Genomic DNA, 20924 nt, shown 5'->3' with positions numbered 1-20924 from the left:
CCGATGTCCTGCGCTCCGAGTCCGATGCCCGGCGGGCCCCCGGCGTGGAAGAGTCCCCGGCACCACCTCGCGAAGGGACTCCCATGTCGTACCCGGAACCCCGTTATCTCGGTGAGAACGGGGAGATCAACGCCGTCTTCAGGTCCACCGGCACCCCGCCCGACATCGTCTCCCCGGGCGGCACCCGCACCCACTACCTCGCCGGCCATGCCTCGACGGGGGGCGAATTCGGGCTGTACAAGGTGGACATGGGGCCGAAGGCGCCGGGGGCGAAGACGCACTTCCATCGCTCCATCTCCGAGTCCTTCTATGTGTTGTCCGGCGAGATCCGGCTCTTCGACGGCGAACGCTGGATGACCGGGCGGCAGGGGGACTTCCTGTACGTGCCCGTCGGCGGGCTGCACGCGTTCCGGAACGACAGCGACGACCCCGTGTCGATGCTGATGCTGTTCTCCCCGGGCGCTCCTCGCGAGGAGTATTTCGAGCGGGTCGCGGAGTTCGCGCAGCGCGGCGGCGAGGAACTGCGTGAGTTCCAGGTGCGGCACGACAGCTACTTCGTCCACGGACCGGGGACAGACGGAATCCGCGAGACGTGACCTGGGGTAATCCCCCGTGCACATCGGGCAGTTACCCGGATGTGACCTTCTGTGCGAGTCGGCCAGGCTGCTGAGCATGAAGCGGATCACGAAATACGCGGCACTGGTTGCCGCCGCCGGTGCGGTGCTGGGGCTTGCCGGGCCTGGTGGGGCGTCCCCCGCCACACCCGGCCCGCTCAAGTGGACCAAGTGCGCCGCCCCCGGTCTCGACCCCAGACAGCAGTGCGCCACGCTCGCCGTCCCCATGGACTACTCCGACCCGGGCAGTCCGAAGATCCGGATCGCCGTCTCCAGGATCCCCAGTGAGAAGCCGTCAGCGCGGCGGGGCGCGCTGCTGCTCATCCCGGGCGGCCCCGGCGGCGACAGTCTCGCCGCCCCTTCCGGCAAGGGGCAGAAGCTGCCGCAAAGGGTGCGCGACGCCTACGATCTCGTCGGGTTCGCGCCACGCGGCATGGCTCCCTCGACCGCCGTGGACTGCGCCATCGACCCCGCGGACCTCGGCATGACCAAGCGTCTGCCCTGGCCCGCCCCGGACGGCTCCGTCGGCGAGAACATGGCCACCGCCCGGCGTACGGCGAAGGCGTGTGTCCGCAACGGCGGTGACCTGATCCGGCACATCAGCACCGCCAACGAGGCCCGCGACCTGGATCGTCTCCGGGCCGCTCTCGGCGAGGAGAAGATCTCCGCGTGGGGTGTGTCGTACGGCACCTACGTCGGCGCCGTCTACGGCCAGCTGTTCCCGCACCGCACCGACCGCATCGTGCTGGACAGCAACGACGACCCCGACCCCACCCGGGTGACCCGCAACTGGCTCGCCGCCTACGAGGTCGGGGTCGAGGACAACTTCCCCGAGTTCGCCAAGTGGGCGTCCCGGCCCGGCAATCCGTACCGGATCGCCCGTACGCCCGCCGAGGTACGGTCCGGCTTCCTGCGGCTCGCCGCCCGGCTGGACCGCGACCCCCTGCCCTGGCCCGGCGCCAACCCCCCGCGGCTGGACGGCAACGCGCTCCGTCAGACCATGCTGTCCAGCCTCTACGACCCCGACGACTACCCGGTCCTGGCCAAGGCCGTCCGGGCCGCCCGCGAGGGCACCGTGCCGCCCGTGCCCGAGGCCCCGCCCGAGTCGGTCCTGCAGAACGTCACCGCGGTCGGCGTCGGCACCATCTGCAACGACGTCGACTGGCCCGGCTCGGCCGCCGCGTACCAGAAGGACGTCGACAGGAGCCGGGCCGCGTACCCGCTGACCGCGGGCATGCCGCGCGGGCCGATGGTGTGCGCCGCCTGGCCGTACGCGCCGAAGGAGCCGGCCGTGCGGGTCACCGGCCGCGGCCCCTCCAACATCCTCCTCGTGCAGAACGAGCGGGACGTCGCCACCCCGCTCGCGGGGGCCCGGAAGCTGCGCCGTGCCCTCGGCGAGCGGGCCGTCATGGTCACCGTGAACTCCACGGGCCATGACGCCTATCTGGCCAACGGCAACGCCTGCGGCGACCGGACCGTCTCCCGTTTCCTGGCCACCGGCGCACGGCCCGCCTCCGACCTCTACTGCGAGTGACGGGTGCGGTGGCCCGCCGCCCCGTACCGGCGGGCCACCGCAAACTCGAAGGTCATCGCCGCGTACAGGCCCATCGACTCGAAGACGTCCAGCAACCCGCCCACGCAGCCGGCCTGGACGCGCTCGCTGCGGACCGGGTCACCCTTGATCTCTCCGGGGGTTCCTTGTCGTGGTCGACGATGTCCCAGCCCATGCCGCCGGTCTCGGGCGCGCCGGCGTAGGCGCACGTGCCGAACTCGGTGATGGCCAGCGGCTTGCCCCAGCGCAGGTACCGCTTCAGCTCCCGGACGTGGTCGGACTGCTTCTCGAAGTACGAGTAGTAGTCGATGCCGACGAACCGGCCGGTCTCGGCGAGGTGCTCCAGGATGTCCCGCTGCGGGGCGTCCTCCAGGGTCGGTTGCGTGCAGTCCGCGTCGTCCCGGACGACCCGGATGTCGTGGCGCATCCGCCGGGCGCTCCACGCGGTCCCGGGGGTCTCCCCCGCCCCGACCGTGTAGACGACGCCCCGCCGCCGCAGTCCCCGGTCGCGCGAGGCGTCCGCGGCCCGGGCCTGTCCCGCCGTCCCGGCGATCCCCACGGCCGCCGCTCCGGCCAGGAACCGCGCCCGGTTGATCCCCTTCGCCTTCTTGTTCCCCTTGGTCTCGTCCATGCCGCTCACTGTGCCGAAGGGGCACCGGGGTCCGCTGTCCGCCGCCGGTCCACGGCAGCGCGACCAAGGTGTGAGGTGCCGTGCCGAAGGAGGGGTTCACCCTCGTCGCACCCGCGCACGAGCCGCCGCGCAGAGGTTCACCCCTCGCCGAACCCGCGCACGTACCGCCGCTGCCAAGGCGTCTCCACGGCATGCCGGTCGTAGTGCCGCCGGACGTACCCCACCGCCTCCGCCCCCGGCACCCCGTCCAGCACCGCCAGGCAGGCCAGGGCCGTGCCGGTGCGGCCGCGGCCGCCTCCGCAGGCGAGCTCCACCCGCTCCCCGGCGGCCCGTTCCCACACATCGGCCAGCACCGCTCGGGCGGCCGCCCGGTCCTTGGGGAGACGGAAGTCGGGCCAGCGGATCCAGCCCGACTCCCAGGGGACCTCGGGCGGGCGCCGGCCGAGCAGGTAGACGCCGTAGGAGGGGAGGGGCGCGCCGCCGTCCAGGGGGTGGCGCAGGCCTCGGCCCCGTACCAGCCGGCCGGACGGCAGCCTGAGGACGCCGGCGTCACTCTCGCTCCACAGCTCGGTCATGCCCCTCATCATGGTCCGCTCCCACCCGCCAGGGGGCGGATTCGTGGACTGGAGACGGACGGTATGACGTCCCGCCTCCGGCCACTTACCCGGTGATGGAGCAGGTTTGATGCCCCGTCGGCTAGGCCGGTCCGGCGGTGCGCCATTCGTGTGCGAGCCCTTGACCACCCCCACGCCCCCTCCTATGGTCGCGCTGACCGCAGGACGTAGGACGTCGTATCTCCACTGCCAGTCCCCTCCCCCCAGACCTCGCTGGAGGACCCGTGCGCGACGTGACCCCCGACGTGCCGGCGCCGCACCGCCGGACGTTCTTGAAGTACACGGGCGCGCTGGGCGCGGCCGCCGCCGTCTCCGCGTCGCTGTCGGCCTGCTCGTCGGGTCCGGAGTCCACCAATGACACCGGCAGCGGAGGCGGCCGGGACCGGACGCTCACCGCGGTGATCGGCTACGGCAACGACGGCAGCTGGGATCCCACCCAGACGGCGTCCGCGTTCTGCATGGCCGCCAACCACCACATCTACGAGGGGCTGCTGGACACGGACCCGATCTCCCGCGAGCCGTACGCCGCGCTGGCGACCGAGGTGCCGAAGGACCCGGACGGCACGTCGTGGAGGTTCACGCTGCGGGCGGGGGCGACGTTCCACGACGGCAAGCCCGTCACCGCCGACGATGTCGTCTTCGTCTTCGAGCGGATCCTCGACCCGGACACCCAGACCCTCGCCAAGGGCTTCTTCGCGAGCTGGCTGAGGGAGGTCCGGAAGATCGACGCGCGGAACGTGGAGCTCGTGCTGAAGTTCCCGTTCCCCGAAGGGCTTTCGCGGCTGACCCTCGCCAAGATCATGCCCAGGCACGTGTTCTCCCGGCCCGGGGCCTGGGAGGACGCCATCAAGGGCAAGGCCGTCGGCTCGGGGCCGTACCGGCAGACCGCGCACCATCCGAAGTCGAACACGACCTTCGAGGCGTTCGACGGCTACAACGGCCCCCGCAAGCCCGCCTTCCGGAAGATGAACTGGCTGACGATCGTGGACGCGGCTCCCCGCGTCGCGAAGATCTCGGGGTCGAGCGCCGGCGCGCAGATCGCGGACAACATCCCGTACGCCGACATCGGGCAGTTGGAGAGCGGCGGGATGACGGTCGCCGGCGGGGCCGGGATGAACAACCTGTTCCTGATGTTCAACACCCGGCACAAGCCGTTCGACGACGTGCGGGTGCGCCAGGCCCTGCACTACGCCATCGACACCGAGAAGATGGTGGAGGTCGCGCTCAAGGGCCACGGCAAGCCCTCCAGTTCCTTCCTCGACGAGTCCAACCCGTCCTACCGCCGGGCGAAGACCGTCTACGACCACGACCCCGACAAGGCGAAGGCTCTCCTGAAGGAGGCCGGGGTCAAGAGGCTGAGCATCGAGATCCTGGCGGTGAACGTCAGCTGGATCGTCGACTGCCTGCCGACGATCAAGTCGTCCTGGGACGCGATCGGCGTGAAGACGGCCCTGTCCCCGCAGGAGACCACCGCCGTGTTCACGAAGCTGGACCAGAAGCGGGACTACCAGGTCGTGGCCGCCGCCTCGAACCCCAACCAGTTCGGCCTCGACGCCGACCTGATCATGCACTACAACTACGGCCCCGAGAACCTCTGGATGCAGTACACCCGCTGGGCCACCGACCCTGTCGCCAGGCAGCTCTTCAAGGACATGGACCGGGCCACCCGGGAGCCCGACCCGGCGAAGAAGAAGTCGATCGTCCAGGACTACATCGACGTCGTCGCCGAGCAGGCCGTGCTCTACCCGGTGGTCCACAACGAGCTGATGACGGCCTGGAACCCGGCGCGGCTCAGCGGGATAAGGGCCCAGCCCTACCCGGGCATCAACCTCCTCCGGGCCAGGTGGGCCTAGCGCCATGACGGCCGTCCTGCGGATCCTGCTGCGCCGTCTCGCCCTTCTCGTGCCACTGATGCTCGGCATCGTGCTGTTCGTGTTCCTGGTGATGCGGTTCTCGGACGTCGACCCGGCCTCCGCGTTCTTCCAGGGCGCCAACCCGACACCGGCGCAACTGCACGACTTCCGTGCGGAACACGGCCTGCTCGACCCGCTGCCGGTGCGCTACGCCGATTTCGTCGCCGACCTGCTGCACGGCGACCTGGGCACCAGCGCGCTGACCCGGGCGCCGGTGATCGACCAGGTGACGACCGCGCTGCCGCTCACCCTGCAACTGACCTTCCTGGGGCTGGGCATCGCGGTCGTGGTGGCCCTGCTCGGCGGTGTGACAGCGGCGATCCACCGGGACCGGCTGCCCGACCAGCTGATCCGGGTCGTGTCGCTGACCGGCGTCGCCGCCCCCGGCTTCTGGCTGGCGCTGCTGATGATCCAGTATCTGGCGGTCGACCTCGGCTGGTTCCCGACCGGCGGTTACATCAACCCGGCCGACTCCTTCACCGGCTGGCTGAGGACGATGACACTCCCCGCGCTCGCCCTCTCCCTCCCGGTGGCGGCGCAGCTGACCCGGATCGTGCGGACGGCCGTCGTGGAGGAGCTCGACAAGGACTACGTGCGGACGGCGATCGGGAGCGGTCTGCCGCCTCGGGTGGTGGTGGGGCGGAACGTCCTCAGAAACGCCCTGATCAATCCCCTCACCGTGCTCGGCCTGCGCGTCGGCTACCTCCTCGGCGGCGCGGTCGTCATCGAGACGATCTTCTCGCTGCCGGGCATGGGCAAGCTGATGATCGACGCCGTGAGGAACGGCGATCCGGCCGTCGTCCAGGGCGTCGTCCTGACCACCGCGGCCGGGTTCGTCGTCGTGAACCTCGTCATCGACGTCCTCTACCTGCTGGTCAACCCGCGACTGAGGGACGCCACCCCATGATGACCCGCACGAGTCTCACCGCGGCGCTGTCCCGGCCGGGCGTCCGACTGCGCGGCCTGCGCCGGCTGCCGTTGCTGTCGAAGGCCGCCGTCTGCTTCCTGACGGTCGTCGTCCTGCTGGCGTTGCTCGCGCCGCTCCTCGCCCCGCACGACCCGCTCGACCAGCAGCCACCGGCCGACGGCACCGGGCACCCCTCCGCCGGGCACTGGATGGGCCAGGACCACCTCGGCCGGGACATCCTCAGCCGGCTGATGTACGGGGCGCGCTGGTCGCTCGCGATCGGGCTCGGCGCGACCGGGCTCGCCCTGGTGGCCGGTGCGCTGCTCGGGGCGGTCGCGGCGACCTCGCGCAAGGCGGTCGACGAGACGCTGATGCGCTGCCTGGACGTCGTGATGGCGTTTCCGGGCATCGCGCTGGCCGCCGTGCTGGTGACGGTGTTCGGCGGTGGCATCACGGTGCTGATCTGCGCGATCGCGTTCCTGTTCACACCGCCGGTGGCGCGGGTGGTGCGGGCGAACGTCCTCGACCAGTACGGCGAGGACTATGTGACGGCGGAGCGGGTGATCGGCGCGCGGACGCCGTACATCGTGCTGCGGCACGTGGCGGTCAACTGTGCCGCGCCGGTCCTGGTGTTCTGCACGGTCCAGGTGGCCGAGGCGATCGTGTTCGAGGCGTCGCTGTCGTTCATCGGGGCGGGCGTACGGCCGCCGGACCCCTCCTGGGGCAGTGTCATCGCGGACGGCAAGAACATGGTGCTGACCGGCGGCTGGTGGGCGACGGTGTTCCCCGGGCTGCTGATGCTGGTCACGGTGCTGTCGCTGAACATCCTGTCCGAAGGGGTGTCGGACGCCTGGGCGGCCCCGTCGGCACGGGAGGTGGACGTACCGGACGACGACCGGCTTGAGGAGCCGGAGCCCGGCGGCGGGGAGGTCGTGCCGCTGCCCGGTCTGCCGGAGGCCGCGCGCCGGTTGCGGGCCCGGGCGCGCCGAGTACCCCGGGACGGGCAGCCGGTGCTCGCGGTGGAGAACCTCGTCATCGGCTTCGACCGACGGCACGGCGGCGTCGACATCGTCGACGGCATCAGCTTCGAGGTGCATCCCGGGGAGGTGCTCGGGCTGGTCGGCGAGTCGGGCTGCGGCAAGTCGCTCACCGCCCTGGCGATCATGGGCCTGGAGCCGAAGGGGGCCCGGGTCGGCGGCCGGGTCCGTTTCCGGCAGCGGGACCTGCTCACCGAGCCGATGCGCGTCCGCCGCAGGCTCCTCGGCCACGAGATGGCGATGATCTACCAGGACGCGCTGTCGTCGCTGAACCCGGCGATGACGATCCGCGCGCAGCTGGGGCAGGTCGTGCGGCGCGGCGGGCACCGCGGTCCCGCCGAGCTGCTGACGATGGTCGGCCTCGACCCCGGGCGGACCCTGCGCAGCTACCCGCACGAGCTGTCCGGCGGGCAGCGCCAGCGCGTCCTGATCGCCATGGCCCTGTCCCGCGACCCGCAGCTGATCGTCGCCGACGAGCCGACGACCGCCCTGGACGTGACCGTGCAGGCGCAGGTCGTGGAGCTGCTGCTGCGGCTGCGCGAGGAGCTCGGCTTCGCGCTGATCCTCGTCTCGCACGACCTGGCGCTGGTCGCGGACGTCACAGACCGGGTGGTGGTGATGTACGGCGGGCAGATCGTGGAGACGGGCGTGACCGCCGACCTGGTGGAGGCACCGGCGCACCACTACACGCGCGGCCTGCTCGGCAGTGTGCTGTCGCTGGAGTCGGCGCGGGAGCGGATGACGCAGATCAGGGGCGTCGTGCCGTCCCCGGCGGACTTCCCCGCGGGGTGCCGCTTCGCCGACCGGTGCCCGCGCGCGAGCGAGGTCTGCCGTACGACGGCTCCGGTCCTGGCCGGTCCTCCCGAGCACACGGCGGCCTGTCATCACCCGGCCATAGCGCTTTCGGCCACCGAGAGCGAGGCGGTGTCATGAGCGCCCTGGTGGAGCTGGCCGACACGCACGTCGTCCACAGGGCCCGCAGCGGTGGCCTGTTCACCCGGGACCGGGTGTACGCGCTGACCGGCGTCGATCTGGCCGTCGCGCCCGGCGAGACCGTCGGTGTGGTCGGCGAGTCCGGCTGCGGGAAGTCGACGCTGGCGAAGGTGCTGGTCGGGGTGCAGCCGCCGACCCGGGGCACGGTGTCGTTCCGGGGTCGGGACCTGTGGGCGATGCCGGCCGCCGAGCGCCGTCGGGCCGTCGGCCGCAGCACCGGCATGATCTTCCAGGATCCGTCGACGGCCCTGAACCGCCGCCTGACCGTCCGGCAGATCCTGCGGGACCCGCTCGACGTGCACGAGCGGGGCACGAGAAGCCAACGTGACGATCGGGTCCGCGAGTTGATGTCCCTCGTGGGTCTTCCCCCGGCCCTCGCCGCCGCCGTGCCGGCCCAGCTGTCGGGCGGGCAGCGCCAGCGCGTGGCGATCGCCCGGGCGCTCGCCCTGGACCCGGACCTGGTCGTGGCCGACGAGCCGACGAGCGCCCTGGACGTGTCGGTCCGGGCCCAGATCCTCAATCTCCTGCTCGACCTGAAGGAACGCCTGGGCCTGGCCCTGGTGTTCGTCTCCCACGACATCCAGACGGTACGGCGGATGAGCGACCGTGTGATCACCATGTACCTGGGCCGGATCGTGGAGGAGTCCCCGGCCGCCCTGGTCACCGACCGGGCCCGGCATCCGTACACCCGCGCCCTGTTCTCCGCCACGCCCGGCCTGCTCCACCCGATCGACCCGATCCCGCTGGCCGGTCCGGTGCCGTCGGCGACCCGCCCGCCGAGCGGCTGCCCCTTCCGCACGCGCTGCTGGAAGGCGGACGGGGCCTGTGCGGAGCAGATGCCGGGCTTCTCGGCCGCGTCGGCGCCCGCGCACCGCTACCGCTGCCACCATCCTGTCCGGGAGGACGAGTCGACCCGCGACCTCGTCCACCGGCGTGCCCCGATGGAGGCTCCATGACTCTCGCCCCGCTGACCGGTGTCATCCCGCCCGTCTGCACGCCGCTGACACCGGACGGCGAGGTGGACGTCCCCTCGCTGCTCTCGCTCGTCGACCATCTGGTGGCCGGCGGGGTGCACGGACTGTTCGTGCTCGGCTCGACCTCGGAGGCGGCGTTCCTGCCGGACCGGCAGCGCAGGCTGGTCGTAGAGTCGGTCGCCGGTCATGTGGGCGGCCGGCTCCCGGTGCTCGCCGGGGCGATCGACATGACGACACCCCGGGTCCTGGACCACGTCGCGTCGGTGACGGCGGCGGGCGCCGACGCGGTCGTCGTCACGGCCCCCTTCTACACCCGCACCCATCCCGCGGAGATCGCCCGCCACTTCCGCGCGGTCGCCGCCGCGAGCCCGGTCCCGGTCATCGCCTACGACCTTCCCGTCGCCGTCCACACGAAGCTGCCGGCCGACGTGGTGCTGGAACTCGCCGCCGACGGGGTCGTGGCCGGGCTGAAGGACTCCAGCGGTGACCTGGCCGCCTTCCGCCAGGTGGTGACCGGCGCCCGGGAACGCGGGGGCGTCACCGGCTTCAGCGTGCTGACCGGGTCCGAGCTGATCGTCGACGCGGCCCTCGCGATCGGGGCGGACGGCACGGTGCCGGGCCTCGGCAACGTCGACCCGCACGGCTATGTCCGCCTGGAGAGGCTGTGCCGCGCCGGGGACTGGGACGGGGCCCGTGCCGAACAGGAGCGCCTGTGCGCCCTGTTCGGCATGGTGACCGTCGGAGATCCGGCCCGTATGGGTCCGAACTCCTCGGCGATCGGGGCCTTCAAGGCGGCGCTGCACCTGCGCGGCGTCATCGCCTGCCCGGCGACGGCACAGCCGCAGATCCCGCTGTCCCCGGACGAGGTGGCGCAGGTCGGGAAGTACCTGGCGGCGGCCGGACTGCTCTAGAAGAGGACCGGTCCGTCAGACGCCGCCCGGCGTCACCATCCCCGACTCGTACGCGACGATGACCAGCTGGGCCCTGTCCCGTGCCGCCAGCTTGCCCATGATGCGGCTGACATGCGTCTTCGCGGTGAGCGGGCTCAGGCCCAGCGCGTCGCCGATCTCCGTGTTGGTGAGCCCGCGCGCGACCAGCGCGAGCACCTCCCGCTCCCGCCCGGACAGGCACTCGGGCCCGCCCGTCTCCGGTGCGCAGGGGCTGCGCAGGAACCGCTCGATCAGCCGTGCCGTGGGGCCGGGCGACAGCAGGGCCTCGCCGGCCGCGACCGTGCGGACGGCGTCGAGGAGTTCGGCCGGCCTGGTGTCCTTCACCAGGAACCCCGAGGCGCCGGCCCGCAGCGCCTCGACGATGTTCTCGTCGGTGTCGTAGGTGGTGAGTACGAGCACCCGTACGTCCGCGAGGTCCTCGTCGGCCGCGATGAGCCGGGTCGCCTCGATGCCGTCCAGGTCGGGCATGCGGATGTCCATCACCACGAGGTCGGGGCGTGCGCCGCGGGCCAGCTCGACGGCCTGCCGGCCGGTGGCGGCCTGGCCGACGACCTCCATGTCCCCGGCCGACTCCACGAGCATCGCGAACGCCTCACGCACCAGGGTCTGGTCGTCCGCGAGCAGCACCCGTATCGTCATCCGGCTCTCTCCCCCGTCGTGGTCAGCGGCAGGACCGCCCGCACCTCGAATCCGCCCCCGGTGCCCGGTCCGGCGTCGAGTGTGCCACCGACGCTGCGGGCCCGCTCCCGCATCCCGACGAGCCCGAAGCCAGGGGTGCCGCCCGGGGCCGGTCCGGTGCCGTCGTCGCGGACCGAAAGGTGCAGGGCGCCCTGCCGTTCGTCCAGTTCGACGTGGACGGCCGGTTCGGGCCCCGCGTGCCGTACGGCGTTCGTGAGTGCCTCCTGCACGATGCGGTAAGCGGCGGCGCCCACGGCGGGCGGTGCCTGCCGTACGCGTACGGTCTGCTCGACGCGGGCTCCGGCCAGCCGCGCCGCCTCCGCCAGATCGGGCAGCCCGTCGAGGCCGGGCAGCGGGCCGCGCGTGTCCGGGGGGCCGTGCTCGCGCAGCACCTCCAGGGTCGTACGGAGTTCGCCGCGAGCGCTGCGGCAGGTCTCGGCGATGTCGTCGAGGGCCTTGGCCACCGTCTCCCGGTCGAGTCGCTCCGGGTCGGCGGACAGCACATGGGCGGCGACGGAGGTCTGCACGCCGATCAGGGTGATGCTGTGGGCGAGCAGGTCGTGCAGGTCCCGTGCGATCCGCAGCCGCTCCTCGGCGACCCGCCGCCGGGCCTCCTCCTCCCGGGTCCGTTCGGCCCGTTCGGCCCGGTCCACGATCGAGGCGACGTACTGGCGGTAGAACCGCACGTCGACGCCGCAGAACAGCACGGCGACGACCCAGCCGGACGCCTTCAGCAGTCCCAGCGCCTCCTGCGCGCTGATGGTGAGCAGCACGCCCACCGCCATGGTGATGACGCCGATGCCGACCAGGACGGTGCGCAGCGGCCGGCCGGTGACGGCGACGGTGTACAGGGCGACGTAGGCGGCCTGGGTGGCCGCGGTGTGCGGGTAGTCGAGGAAGTGGTAGGGGAACACGCAGGTGATCACGGCGACCAGGACGAGCACCGGACGGCGGCGGCGCCACACCAGTGGCACGTGGGAGACGAGCAGCAGGGCCCAGCCGAGCGCGTCGGGCCTGCGGCCGTCGTCGACGAACAGCGCGAACGCTGCGGCGACAACGGCCACCGAGACGGCGAGCAGCGCGTCGTTGCGCAGTGCGTGCGGGGCGGTCAGGGGGTCGCGGTTGATCGCGGCCATGATCCGCTCGGCGGACCGCGACCAGGTCGCCTGCGGAGTGGTGGGTGCCTGCACGGGCATCATCCTCGGCCAGGAAGGCGCCCCTCCGGGAGGGAGGGGCGCCGTAGGTCAGCGGACGTCGGCCGCCACGGCCTCGCGCTCCTTAGGCGGAACGGTCCGCTCCGGCACACGCGAGAGCCTCCCCGGCCACCACACCCACCGCCCCAGCAGCACACTCACCGTGGTCACCAGGTACGTCCGCACCAGGAACGTATCCAGCAACACCCCCACAGCGATGACGAACCCGAGCTCCACCAGCCCGACCATCGGCAGCGTCGTCAGCACCGCGAACGTCGCCGCCAGCACCACCCCCGCCGAGGCGATGACCCCACCGGTCGTCCGCAGCGCGGTGAGCGCCGCCGCCTCCGGCTCCGCCCCGCGCACGGACTCCTCCCGCATGCGGTGCATCAGGAAGATGCCGTAGTCGACACCGAGGGCGACCAGGAACACGAAGGACAGCAGCCCGAGCCCCGGATCGGTTCCGGCGAACCCGAACACCGGCTCGAACATCAGCCCGCCGATGCCGAGCGCGGCGCCCCAGACCGCGACCACCGCCGCCAGCAGCAACAGCGGCGCGACGAGGCTGCGCAACAACCCGAACAGGATGACGAACACGGCGGCCAGCACCAGCGGCACGATCACCTTCCGGTCCCGCGACTCGCTGTCGGCCAGGTCGATCTGCTGGGCACTGGGCCCGCCGACATAGGCACCCATGGGGTCGAGTCCGGCCCGCAGCGCCTCGATGGTCCGGGTCTCGGCCGGGGTCTCGGGGGCGGCGGCGGTGAAGACGGCGATCTCGGTCCAGCCCGAGCCGCTGCGCCCCGGCGCCACCTCGGCGACGCCCTCGGTCGCACGGGCCCGGTCGGCGGCCGCCCCGGCCCGCTTCTCGGGCGCGATGACCGTCACGGGCCGGCTGCTGCGCTCGGGATACTCCTGGGCGAGGGTCCGCATCGCCGTGATGGACTCGGGCCGTTCGGTGAAGGAGTCCTCCTGCTTCAGGCTGCCGGACAGGTTGAGCGTGCCGAGCGCCAGCGCGCCGAGCAGCGCGGCCCCGCCGACGAGCACGGTGGCGGGGCGCCGCGTCGCCGAGGTGCCCATCGCGGCGAACAGCGAGCGCCGGGCCTTCGGCTCGCTGCCGAACGCGGGGACCAGCGGCCAGAAGACCCGCCGTCCGAGCAGCACCAGAACCGCCGGCAGCAGGGTCGTCATGGCGACCAGCGCGGCGAGCACCCCGACCATGCCGACCGGTCCCATGCCGCGGCTGCTGTTGAGGTCCGCGGCGAGCAGGCACAGCAGCCCGGCCGCGACGGTCCCCGAGGAGGCCAGCACGGCCGGTCCGCAGCCGCGCAGGGCGGTGCGCATGGCGTCGTAGGGCCGCTCGTGGCGCCGCAGTTCCTCGCGGTAGCGGGAGACGATCAGCAGCGCGTAGTCGGTGCCGGCGCCGAGGACCAGTACGGTCATCACACCGCCGCTCTGTCCGGTGACGGTGACGTCGAACAGTTCGTGCAGCCCGTACCCGGCGGCCATCGCCACGGCGGCGGCGACGCCCGCCACGGCGAGCGGCACCAGCCACAGGAACGGGCTGCGGTAGATGAGGACGAGCAGCACGGTGACGACGCCGAGCGTGGCGAGCAGCAGCGTGGCGTCGAGCGTGCCGAACACCTTGTTCATGTCGGTGTTCAGCGCGCCGGGTCCGCCGACCTCGACGCTCAGTCCGCCGCCGCCCTCGGCGATGTCCCGCACCCCGTCGACGAAGGCGTCCCGGGCCTCCTCGTCGTGGCCGGGCTGTGTGCTGGAGACCGGGTACATCAGGGTGGAGCCGTCCTTCGACGGGACGCCCCGGGGCTCCCCCGCCAGGTCGTAGGCACCGCTCACCTCGGTGATCTGCTCGTCGGCGGTGCGCCGGTCGGCGTCGGTCAGCCCGCCGCCGCGATGGTAGACGAGCACCAGGTCGGTCGACTCACCGCCCGGCAGCTCGTCCTGGATCCTCGCCACCTGGGTCGAGTCGGCGCTGTCGGGCAGGTAGTCGACCGCGCGGTTCTGCTGGATGTCGGCGAACTCGCCCGCGAGCGGCCCGACCAGCACGAGCGCGGCGAGCCACAGCCCCACCACCGCCCACGGCACGGCCCGTTTCCGCCCGCTGCGCGTCCTTACGGCCCCCATGGGTCCGGCTCCCTCCGGTCGGGTGTCTGGATCGGTCTCCAGACTCCCGCCGGGCGGGGGCCGGTTCGTCGGGCGTGGGGGCGAGTTGGGGGCTACTGCCGGGGGCGGTCCCGGCCCGGCGTTACTCCCCGGGGAGTAACGGGAGGTGTGCCCTGGTGCCGCGGCACTAGGAAGGCGTGCGCGCCGCCGCGAGGAGGCGGGTCACGTCGTCGGAGCAGATGGTGAGCGCCGCTCCGACCGTCGCCAGCACGTCCCGCTCGGCCGTGGTGTACGGGCCGTCCGCCAGGGCGATGCGGGCGCCCTGCAGCAGGATCGATTCGCGGCCGACCGCGGCGAGGTGCGGGGTGAGCGGGTCCAGCGCCTCATGGAGCTCTATGGCCAGCCCGGCGCCGCAGGGTTCGCCGGCGATCCGGCCGGTGTCGGCCTCCAGCGCCTCGACGAGGGCGGCCAGCTGCTCCTCCGTGCAGTCGTCGAAACCGGCGGCACGGACGGCGAGGACGGCGGCCTCCAGTGCCGTACGGGACCCGGCGCCGCCCGCGGCCAGCACCGCGAGGGCGACGGTGTGCACGGCGTCGCGGAGCATCGCGGAGAAGCGCGTGGTGGTCGGATGGTCGAGGATGTCGGTACCGAAGTGACGGCGGCAGGCCGCGCACTCCACGACCGGGCCGGTCTCGCCGCGTGGCAGCACGGGCACGCCGAGCAGGGTGAAACGACGTTGCCCGGTCAGCCGCTGGTAGTTGCGGTCGCCACCGCATCCGGGGCAGAAGAACTCCCCGTCACCGGCGGCCGTCCACGCGGTTCGGGTGCCCAGGATGCGCGAAAGCCTTGCGGCATGGCCGTTTCGTCCCCGTCCTGGCAGCACGTCGCACCTCCGTCACGCCGCACGGCAACGTCGCCGCGCTTGCGTGATGTTAGCCACATGAGAGACGAGGAGTCAGCACCCCGGAGGAGACCTTTCCGTGACCTCCACAGCAAATGGCCGGTATGCGACGGGGCTCCGCCCGCCGGACATCGGCGGACGGAGCCCCTGCGGCGTCCATGAGCGGCCTGGTGCCGCGGACCCGTACGGCCGATCAGCGAGCCGCGCGGTTGACGGCCGAGACGACGGCCTTCAGCGAGGCCCGCGTCGTGTTGGCGTCGATTCCGATGCCCCACAGGACCTTGCCGTCGATCGCGCACTCGATGTAGGAGGCGGCCTGCGCGGAAGCACCCTCGCTCATCGTGTGCTCCTGGTAGTCCAGCAGGCGTACGTCGATGCCGACGGACTGCAGGGCGTCGAAGAAGGCCGAGATCGGACCGTTGCCCGTACCGGTCAGGACGGTGTCCTCGCCGTCGACGGTGGCCTCCACCTTCAGCGTGTCCACACCGTCGGTGTCGGTCGTCGACTGGCCGTTGCGCACCTGGATCCGGCCCCAGGGGTTCTCGGGGTTCGGCAGGTACTCGTCCTGGAAGACCGCCCAGATGTCCTTCGGCGTGACCTCGCCGCCCTCGGCGTCCGTCTTGGCCTGGATGACCTTGGAGAACTCGACCTGCATACGGCGCGGCAGGTCCAGGCTGTGGTCGTTCTTCAGGACGTAGGCGATACCGCCCTTGCCGGACTGCGAGTTGACGCGGATGACCGCCTCGTAGGAGCGGCCGACGTCCTTGGGGTCGATCGGCAGGTAGGGAACGGCCCACTCGATGTCGTCGACGGTGACGCCCTTGGCGGCCGCGTCGGCCTCCATCGCGTCGAAGCCCTTCTTGATGGCGTCCTGGTGGGAGCCGGAGAAGGACGTGTAGACCAGGTCGCCCACGTACGGGTGGCGCGGGTGGACCTCCATCTGGTTGCAGTACTCCCACGTGCGACGGATCTCGTCGATGTCGGAGAAGTCGATCTGCGGGTCGACGCCCTGCGAGAACAGGTTCATGCCGAGGGTGACCAGGTCGACGTTGCCGGTGCGCTCACCCTGGCCGAACAGACAGCCCTCGACGCGGTCGGCGCCGGCCATCAGCGCCAGCTCGGCGGCGGCGACGGCGGTGCCGCGGTCGTTGTGGGGGTGGATCGACAGGCAGACGTGCTCGCGGCGGGACAGGTTGCGGCCCATCCACTCGAAGCGGTCGGCGTGCGTGGAAGGCGTGGAGCGCTCCACGGTGGCCGGCAGGTTCAGGATGATCTCGCGGCCCGGGCCGGGCTGCCAGACGTCCATGACCGCCTCGCAGACATCCAGCGCGAAGTCCAGCTCGGTGTCGGTGAAGATCTCGGGGCTGTACTGGTAGCCGAACTCGGTCTCCGGGTCCAGCAGCTTCTCCGCGTACTCCATGACCAGGCGGGTGCCGTCGACGGCGATCTGCTTGATGTCGTCCTTGGAGCCGCGGAAGACGACCCGGCGGAAGACGGGGGCCGTGGCGTTGTACAGGTGGACGGTGGCCCGCTTGGCACCCTTCAGGGATTCCACCGTGCGCTCGATCAGGTCCTCGCGGGCCTGGGTCAGTACGGAGATGGTGACGTCGTCGGGGATGGCCCCGGGCTCCTCGATGATGGAGCGCACGAAGTCGAAGTCGGTCTGGCCGGAGGCCGGGAAGCCGACCTCGATCTCCTTGTAGCCCATCGTGACCAGCAGGTCGAACATGGCGCGCTTGCGGGCGGGCGACATGGGGTCGATCAGGGCCTGGTTGCCGTCGCGCAGGTCGGTGGAGAGCCAGCGGGGGGCGGTGGTGATGCGCTGCTCCGGCCAGGTGCGGTCCGGGATGTCGACCTGCTCGTAGCGGCCGTACTTGTGGATCGGCATGGAACTGGGCTGCTGGCGGTTCGCCATGATGCGGGGGCTCCTCAGAGGGTGTCCGGAAGGACGGCCGACGACGCAGCACCAAGCTCCGCGGGGAGGGAGTCGGCCTCGACTACAGGCCCTCGCCGCGGCAGCTAAGGAGAAGCAGCCCGAAACGCATGATGCGCAGCATGCTAGCCGAGCCACTCCCCGGCGCGTGGGGTCGTATCAGTATGCGGGACCGGACGCCCAAACGGGACAAAAAGTGCGCTATGCCACTTCGCCATAGCACTCACCACGGAGCGTGAGGGTCGTTGTCCCGGTATTTCACCAATCATGGTGGCGACTAGTGACAGTCTCGTCACTCAGTGCAAGGGTGCCGGGCATGACGACTCACGGGGGCTTCGAGCCCGTCTTCTGCACCATCGTTCCGCCCCACGTCCTCGACCGGCTCGCCCAGGCCGAGGACCCCGCGCTCGCCGGGCCCGCCCGCCGCACCCTGCAGCGCGACGCCTTCGAGCGCACCCAGCGCCGCCTCACCACGGTCATCGGCGCGAGCGCCGTCGCCGCGGTCGCCGACGGCCAACCGCAGCGCACGATCCACGACGCCCGGCACGGCACCGACCTGCCCGGCCACAAGGTCCGCGGCGAGGGCGACAAGCCCGGCAAGGACGCCACCGTCAACCGCGCCTACGCGGGTCTGGGCGCCACCTTCGAGCTGTTCCTCCAGGCGTACCGGCGCGATTCGATCGACGGGAACGGCCTCCCGCTGAACGCGACGGTGCACTACGACCGCGACTACAACAACGCGTTCTGGAACGGCGAGCAGATGGTCTTCGGCGACGGGGACGGCGAGATCTTCCTCGACTTCACCATCCCGATCGACGTCATCGGCCACGAACTCGCGCACGGCGTCACGCAGTACACGGCCAACCTCACCTACTTCGGCCAGCCCGGCGCGCTCAACGAGTCCCTCTCGGACGTCTTCGGCGCCCTGATCAAGCAGTACACGCTCGGCCAGACCGCCGCCGAGGCCGACTGGCTGATCGGCGCGGGCCTGCTCGCCCCGCGGGTGACGGGCACGGCGCTGCGCTCCATGAAGGCGCCGGGAACGGCGTACGACGACGACGTCCTCGGCAAGGACCCGCAGCCGGCGACGATGGACGACTTCGTGCGCACCGGCCGCGACAACGGTGGTGTCCACATCAACTCCGGCATTCCGAACCACGCCTTCTACCTCGCGGCCACGGCCCTCGGCGGGCACGCCTGGGAGCGGGCCGGGCAGGTCTGGTACGACGTGCTGACCGGCGGCGAACTGCGGCAGGACGCGATGTTCGTCGACTTCGCGACGCTCACCGTCAAGGCCGCCCGGGAGCGCTTCGGCGACGGGGAGGAGCTGGACGCCGTCTCGAAGGGCTGGGAGCAGGTCGGGGTGCGGACCCTGTAGTTCCGTACTAGACAGGTCCCATGCGGATTCAGGTGAGGCGCACGGGCGGGTTCGCCGGCATCGAGCGGTACGCCGAGGTGGACACCTCGGACCGGCCCGATGCCCCGGACTGGCACGCCCTGGCCGATCAGGCCCTGGCCGCCGGCCGGAGCACACCGCCGGTCGGGGTCCCGGACGGGTTCGTCTACCAGCTCACGGTGGACGGGAAGACCGTGTACTGCGCGGACCCCCGGCTGACGGACGAGCAGCGCAGGCTGATCTCGCGGGTGCTGAAGGAGGGGGCGTGACCAGGAGCCTGACAGCGGGGGCGTAACGGCTCCTTTCCGCGCGGGCGTTGACTTCCGTTACCGCCGGTACGGATGATCCAGCGCATGGCGACTGACGCAGGCAACCCGATCCCCCGCTTCCCGGCCGGCTTCCTCTGGGGCGTGTCCACCTCCGCGCACCAGATCGAGGGCGGTGTGACCGAGCGTGAGCCGTCCGTGTGGGACGTGTTCACGGCCGAGCCGGGACGGGTGAAGGACAGCTCGACGGCGGCGGTGGCCTGTGACCACGTCCACCGGCACCCCGAGGACGTGACACTCCTGGCCGGCCTGGGCGTCAACGCCTACCGCTTCTCGATCTCGTGGCCGCGCGTGCGCTCCGGGAAGGGCCTGGACTTCTACGACCGGCTGGTCGACGACCTGTGCGCGGCGGGCGTGCGCCCGGTGCCGACACTGTTCCACTGGGATCTGCCGGCGGACCTGGACTGGCTGGAGCGGGACACGGCCGAGCGCTTCGCCGAGTACGTGGCCCAGGTCGCGGGCCGTCTCGGCGACCGCGTGACGAAGTGGATCACCCTGAACGAGCCCGCCGAGCACACCCTGCTGGGCCACGCCCTGGGCGTGCACGCGCCGGGGAAGCGACTGCTGTTCGACGCGCTGCCGGCCGCCCACCACCAGCTGCTCGGCCACGGCCTGGCCGTCCGGGCCCTGCGTGCCTCGGGCGCCACCGACATCGGCGTCGCCAACTCGCACGGCCCGACCTGGGCGGCGTCGACCGAGGCGCCGGACGTGGAGGCCGCCGACTTCTACGACCTGCTGCTGAACCGCCTGTTCGCGGACCCGCTGCTGCTGGGCCGCTACCCGGACGGCATCGGCGAACTGATGCCGGGCGACGTCGAGGCGGACCTGAAGGTGATCGCCGAGCCGCTCGACTGGTACGGGATCAACTACTACGCCCCCACCCGGGTCGGTGCCCCGCAGGGCGCGGAGATCGAGTTCGGCGGCATCACCATGCCCGCCGAACTGCCCTTCTCCGTCCGGGAGATCGAGGGGTACCCGGTCACCGACTTCGGCTGGCCGGTCGCCCCCGAGGGACTCACCGAAGTCCTCACCAGCTTCCGCGACCGCTACGGCGACCGGCTCCCGCCCGTCGTCATCACCGAGAACGGCTGCGCGTACCCGGGCGTCGACGACCAGGACCGCATCGCCTACCTGGACGGCCACGTCCGGGCCCTGCACCGGGCGGTGGAGGCGGGCGTCGACGTGTGCGGCTACTTCGTGTGGTCCCTGCTCGACAACTTCGAGTGGGCGGAGGGCTACGCACGCCGCTTCGGCCTGGTCCACGTCGACTTCGACACCCTGGAGCGGACCCCGAAGGCCTCGTACGACTGGTACCGGGAGCTGCTGCGGTCGCAGCGGCCTACGGCTTGATGCCCACCCCGGTCCACAGGCTGACCTCGGCGTCCGTCGGGGCGTCACCGCCGGTGGCGTCGGGCCGCCAGCGGTGGCCCACGCTGACACCCGGCTCCAGCAGGTCCAGACCCTCGAAGAAACGGGCGACCTCCGCCTGCGAGCGGAACTGCACCGGGGTACCGGCGGAGGTGTAGATGTCGGTGACCTTCTGCCAGGTCGCCGGGTCGAAGTCGGGCGTGCAGTGGCTCAGCGCCAGGGCGCTGCCCGACGGCAGCACGTCCAGCAGGCGGCGCACGATGCCGTAGGGGTCCTGGGCGTCGGTCACGAAGTGCATCAGGGCGTTGAGGGACAGCGCGACCGGGCGGTCCAGGTCCAGGATCTCGGCCAGCTCGGGCGCGTTCAGCAGGGACTGCGGGTCGTTGACGTCCGCCTCTATGTAAGTGGTGCGGCCCTCGGAGGTGCTGCGCATCAGACGCTCGGCGTACTTGAGGACGAGCGGGTCGTTGTCGGCGTAGACCACCCGGGCGTCGGGCACCACGGACTGGGCGACCTGGTGCAGGTTGGGCTCGGTGGGGATGCCGGTGCCGATGTCCAGCCACTGGCGGATGCCGTGCTCACGGGCGAGGACGCGGGTGGCGCGGTGCATGAAGGCCCGGTTCTCGCGGGCGCACACGAAGATGGCGGGGTAGGCCTCGGCGACCCGCTCCGCCGCCAGCTTGTCGACCTCGAAGTGGTCCTTGCCGCCCAGGTAGTAGTCGTACATGCGGGCGGAGTGCGGCCTGCTGGTGTCGATGTCCCGCGCGGTGTGCGAGGTGCTCATGCGGTGCCTCTCAGTGGGGGGTGGTGGTGCGAGCCC

At 71.8% G+C, this 20924-nt stretch carries 17 protein-coding genes and 1 pseudogene; 10 read left to right on the top strand and 8 right to left on the bottom strand.

Annotation, left to right across the window (positions count from 1 at the left end; translation table 11 throughout):
• Positions 1–83 precede the first annotated feature (83 nt).
• Both ABTX60_RS06390 and ABTX60_RS06385 read left to right on the top strand, forming a co-directional pair.
• Positions 84–596: a cupin domain-containing protein gene (locus tag ABTX60_RS06390; RefSeq protein WP_352095914.1), complete on the top strand. Its 513-nt coding sequence runs from the start codon at positions 84–86 to the stop codon at positions 594–596.
• Between the two features lie 76 nt (positions 597–672).
• Positions 673–2148, top strand: a complete 1476-nt coding sequence (locus tag ABTX60_RS06385) for an alpha/beta hydrolase (RefSeq protein WP_352095913.1) — start codon at positions 673–675, stop codon at positions 2146–2148.
• A gap of 41 nt (positions 2149–2189) precedes the next feature.
• Here ABTX60_RS06385 and ABTX60_RS06380 read toward each other — a convergent pair.
• A pseudogene (locus tag ABTX60_RS06380) lies at positions 2190–2797 on the bottom strand (abortive phage infection protein); the annotation flags it as partial.
• Positions 2798–2934: 137 nt separating this feature from the next.
• Entirely contained in the window at positions 2935–3372 is a 438-nt protein-coding gene (locus ABTX60_RS06375; RefSeq protein WP_352095912.1) for a phosphatase domain-containing protein, read from the bottom strand.
• 263 nt (positions 3373–3635) lie between these two features.
• On the opposite strand from ABTX60_RS06375, the gene ABTX60_RS06370 reads away from it, so the two are divergent.
• From ABTX60_RS06370 to ABTX60_RS06350, 5 genes are read left to right on the top strand one after another with little or no spacing between them, the layout of a single operon-like run.
• On the top strand, positions 3636–5264 hold the full coding sequence (locus tag ABTX60_RS06370) for an ABC transporter substrate-binding protein (RefSeq protein WP_352095911.1): 1629 nt from the start codon (positions 3636–3638) through the stop codon (positions 5262–5264).
• Positions 5265–5268: 4 nt separating this feature from the next.
• Complete coding sequence (locus ABTX60_RS06365; RefSeq protein ID WP_352095910.1) at positions 5269–6231, top strand: ABC transporter permease; 963 nt, start codon at positions 5269–5271, stop codon at positions 6229–6231.
• Positions 6228–8201 carry a dipeptide/oligopeptide/nickel ABC transporter permease/ATP-binding protein gene (locus ABTX60_RS06360; protein WP_352095909.1) on the top strand — a complete coding sequence of 658 codons (1974 nt, stop codon included), beginning with the start codon at positions 6228–6230 and terminating at the stop codon, positions 8199–8201. Before ABTX60_RS06365 ends, ABTX60_RS06360 begins: the two co-directional genes overlap by 4 nt.
• Complete coding sequence (locus ABTX60_RS06355) at positions 8198–9217, top strand: oligopeptide/dipeptide ABC transporter ATP-binding protein (protein ID WP_352095908.1); 1020 nt, start codon at positions 8198–8200, stop codon at positions 9215–9217. The genes ABTX60_RS06360 and ABTX60_RS06355 overlap by 4 nt, the downstream gene beginning before the upstream one ends.
• Positions 9214–10146: a dihydrodipicolinate synthase family protein gene (locus tag ABTX60_RS06350; RefSeq protein WP_352095907.1), complete on the top strand. Its 933-nt coding sequence runs from the start codon at positions 9214–9216 to the stop codon at positions 10144–10146. Before ABTX60_RS06355 ends, ABTX60_RS06350 begins: the two co-directional genes overlap by 4 nt.
• A gap of 15 nt (positions 10147–10161) precedes the next feature.
• On the opposite strand, the gene ABTX60_RS06345 is transcribed toward ABTX60_RS06350, so the two are convergent.
• From ABTX60_RS06345 to leuA, 5 genes are all read right to left on the bottom strand, one after another.
• Entirely contained in the window at positions 10162–10824 is a 663-nt protein-coding gene (locus ABTX60_RS06345; protein ID WP_352095906.1) for a response regulator transcription factor, read from the bottom strand.
• Complete coding sequence (locus ABTX60_RS06340) at positions 10821–12062, bottom strand: sensor histidine kinase (RefSeq protein ID WP_502992284.1); 1242 nt, start codon at positions 12060–12062, stop codon at positions 10821–10823. Before ABTX60_RS06340 ends, ABTX60_RS06345 begins: the two co-directional genes overlap by 4 nt.
• Positions 12063–12107: 45 nt before the next feature.
• Positions 12108–14201 carry an MMPL family transporter gene (locus tag ABTX60_RS06335; RefSeq protein WP_352095905.1) on the bottom strand — a complete coding sequence of 698 codons (2094 nt, stop codon included), beginning with the start codon at positions 14199–14201 and terminating at the stop codon, positions 12108–12110.
• Between the two features lie 166 nt (positions 14202–14367).
• Positions 14368–15063: a TerB family tellurite resistance protein gene (locus ABTX60_RS06330; protein ID WP_352095904.1), complete on the bottom strand. Its 696-nt coding sequence runs from the start codon at positions 15061–15063 to the stop codon at positions 14368–14370.
• A gap of 211 nt (positions 15064–15274) precedes the next feature.
• The gene (gene leuA, locus ABTX60_RS06325; RefSeq protein WP_352095903.1) at positions 15275–16996 is read right to left on the bottom strand and encodes a 2-isopropylmalate synthase; all 1722 of its coding nucleotides are present in this window, start codon (positions 16994–16996) and stop codon (positions 15275–15277) included.
• Positions 16997–17330: 334 nt separating this feature from the next.
• Here leuA and ABTX60_RS06320 point away from each other — a divergent pair, with 334 nt between their 5' ends.
• From ABTX60_RS06320 to ABTX60_RS06310, 3 genes are all read left to right on the top strand, one after another.
• Positions 17331–18392, top strand: coding sequence for a M4 family metallopeptidase (locus tag ABTX60_RS06320; RefSeq protein WP_352095902.1), 1062 nt, complete (start codon positions 17331–17333; stop codon positions 18390–18392).
• A 20-nt stretch (positions 18393–18412) separates the two neighbouring features.
• Positions 18413–18679 carry a protealysin inhibitor emfourin gene (locus ABTX60_RS06315; protein WP_352095901.1) on the top strand — a complete coding sequence of 89 codons (267 nt, stop codon included), beginning with the start codon at positions 18413–18415 and terminating at the stop codon, positions 18677–18679.
• 72 nt (positions 18680–18751) lie between these two features.
• Entirely contained in the window at positions 18752–20086 is a 1335-nt protein-coding gene (locus ABTX60_RS06310) for a GH1 family beta-glucosidase (RefSeq protein WP_502992283.1), read from the top strand.
• Here the strand turns inward: ABTX60_RS06310 and ABTX60_RS06305 are convergent.
• Positions 20076–20888, bottom strand: a complete 813-nt coding sequence (locus tag ABTX60_RS06305; protein WP_352095899.1) for an SAM-dependent methyltransferase — start codon at positions 20886–20888, stop codon at positions 20076–20078. The genes ABTX60_RS06310 and ABTX60_RS06305 overlap by 11 nt on opposite strands.
• Positions 20889–20924: the final 36 nt, after the last annotated feature.

Origin of the sequence: Streptomyces sp. NPDC126510 (assembly GCF_040302345.1) — a bacterium.
Taxonomy (GTDB): Bacteria; Actinomycetota; Actinomycetes; order Streptomycetales; family Streptomycetaceae; genus Streptomyces.
This window is presented reverse-complemented; position numbering and strand designations above follow the sequence as displayed.

Bases quoted from the DNA above. Each gene is read 5' to 3' on its own strand.
- ABTX60_RS06390 (WP_352095914.1), top strand. From the start codon at position 84: ATGTCGTACCCGGAACCCCGTTATCTCGGTGAGAACGGGGAGATCAAC.
- ABTX60_RS06385 (WP_352095913.1), top strand. From the start codon at position 673: ATGAAGCGGATCACGAAATACGCGGCACTGGTTGCCGCCGCCGGTGCG.
- ABTX60_RS06375 (WP_352095912.1), bottom strand. From the start codon at position 3,372: ATGACCGAGCTGTGGAGCGAGAGTGACGCCGGCGTCCTCAGGCTGCCG.
- ABTX60_RS06365 (WP_352095910.1), top strand. From the start codon at position 5,269: ATGACGGCCGTCCTGCGGATCCTGCTGCGCCGTCTCGCCCTTCTCGTG.
- ABTX60_RS06360 (WP_352095909.1), top strand. From the start codon at position 6,228: ATGATGACCCGCACGAGTCTCACCGCGGCGCTGTCCCGGCCGGGCGTC.
- ABTX60_RS06355 (WP_352095908.1), top strand. From the start codon at position 8,198: ATGAGCGCCCTGGTGGAGCTGGCCGACACGCACGTCGTCCACAGGGCC.
- ABTX60_RS06350 (WP_352095907.1), top strand. From the start codon at position 9,214: ATGACTCTCGCCCCGCTGACCGGTGTCATCCCGCCCGTCTGCACGCCG.
- ABTX60_RS06345 (WP_352095906.1), bottom strand. From the start codon at position 10,824: ATGACGATACGGGTGCTGCTCGCGGACGACCAGACCCTGGTGCGTGAG.
- ABTX60_RS06340 (WP_502992284.1), bottom strand. From the start codon at position 12,062: ATGATGCCCGTGCAGGCACCCACCACTCCGCAGGCGACCTGGTCGCGG.
- ABTX60_RS06335 (WP_352095905.1), bottom strand. From the start codon at position 14,201: ATGGGGGCCGTAAGGACGCGCAGCGGGCGGAAACGGGCCGTGCCGTGG.
- leuA (WP_352095903.1), bottom strand. From the start codon at position 16,996: ATGGCGAACCGCCAGCAGCCCAGTTCCATGCCGATCCACAAGTACGGC.
- ABTX60_RS06320 (WP_352095902.1), top strand. From the start codon at position 17,331: ATGACGACTCACGGGGGCTTCGAGCCCGTCTTCTGCACCATCGTTCCG.
- ABTX60_RS06315 (WP_352095901.1), top strand. From the start codon at position 18,413: ATGCGGATTCAGGTGAGGCGCACGGGCGGGTTCGCCGGCATCGAGCGG.
- ABTX60_RS06310 (WP_502992283.1), top strand. From the start codon at position 18,752: ATGATCCAGCGCATGGCGACTGACGCAGGCAACCCGATCCCCCGCTTC.
- ABTX60_RS06305 (WP_352095899.1), bottom strand. From the start codon at position 20,888: ATGAGCACCTCGCACACCGCGCGGGACATCGACACCAGCAGGCCGCAC.